At 69.8% G+C, this 1,260-nt stretch carries 1 protein-coding gene; it reads left to right on the top strand.

The window, feature by feature from the left end:
* A partial coding sequence (locus ENSA5_RS38295) for a hypothetical protein (protein WP_181198160.1) occupies window positions 1-1,118 on the top strand: 1,118 nt, incomplete at its 5' end.
* Window positions 1,119-1,260 lie beyond the last annotated feature (142 nt).

The following is a 1,260-nucleotide window of genomic DNA, read 5'->3' as shown; positions in this document are numbered from 1 at the left end:
CCGAGGGCACCGCGCCCGCCGAGGCGGCCCCGCCATCACCCACGAACATCCAGGTGCTGCTCGTCAGCGGTGAGTTTGACGACCAGGTCGGCGATCTCGACAACCCGCCCGTGCTCTACGACGGGCCCGTCGACACCCTCGGGCTCGCAACCTTCCACGGCGTGCTCAGCTCGGACGTGATCCGCTTCGAGGTTCGGCTGCCCGGCACGAGCGAGGCCACGAGCGGCCCCAAGCGACGCCTGCGCTTCGTCAGTCACGCCGGGACCGTGCGGGTCGACGCCTCGACCGACCTCGCCCGGCCCGGCGACTCGATCCTGATCACCGTCGAGGCCCTGAGCGGACGCAAGCCGGCCTTCGTCGACGTCCACGGGCCCGACGGGGCGTGGTTCGACACCATCACCCCGCCGCTGCACGTGCCCCAGGACCGCGAGTGGACCGTGCCCGATCGCTTCGCGGACGCGAGCGGCTTCATCCAGTTCGAGGCCTACCAGAGCACCCTGCGGCCCGAGGACAGCTCGGCCATCGCCCGGGTCCAGCTCGCGCCCGCGGGCGTCGAGCACGTGGACTCGCTCGCGCCCTTGATCGAGCGTCAGCGCGAGCAGCTGTCGTTGCCGCGGATCGATCGTCAGTTCGAGATCGGCCGCGAGCGCGCCTACCTCAGCCACGTCGAGGCCCAGCACCAGGCCAAGGCCCTCGACGAGGCCGAGATCGGACGCGCGCGCGCGTTCTTGATCGGCAGCCTCGAGGCCGTGGTCCACGGGCCACCGCAGTCGCTCAACACCCGCGCCCGCGAAGACCAGACCCTGGCGACCTTCAAGCGCGACTGGACGATCGGGATCCGGTGGTTCTTACTCGGCGGCGGCGGCCTGTTCATCCTCGTCATGTCCTTGCTGGTCTGGCGCAACCAGCGACAGCTCGAGGCCCGAACGACGGACGCGCTGGGGCTCGTGTCGGGCAACCCGAGCGTGCTCGACGACGAGGCGTTCGCGGATCAATCGCTGGCGATCATGCGATCGCGCCGCCAGATCCTGGCCCGCGGGGTGTTCAGCATCGCGCTGATGGTCGCGGCGCTGATCTTGACGGTCGCGATGCTCGAGAGCCTAGTCTGGGAGTATTAGTTATGACCCCCCCGGCCGTCAGCGACTCTGCCACGCACGGCCGCAAGCGGCCGGTCGGTCGCTCGCTCCGCTCTCTCCCTCGGTGGGCTGGCATGAGCTACGCCATCGTTTGCGTGGCCCCCTAGAAGGGGGCTCCTTTAGA

The sequence above is a fragment of the Enhygromyxa salina genome, assembly GCF_002994615.1.
Lineage (GTDB): Bacteria > Myxococcota_A > Polyangia > Nannocystales > Nannocystaceae > Plesiocystis > Plesiocystis salina_A.
The sequence above is the reverse complement of the archived record's forward strand: the minus strand, read 5'-3'. Positions and strand labels throughout refer to the sequence as shown.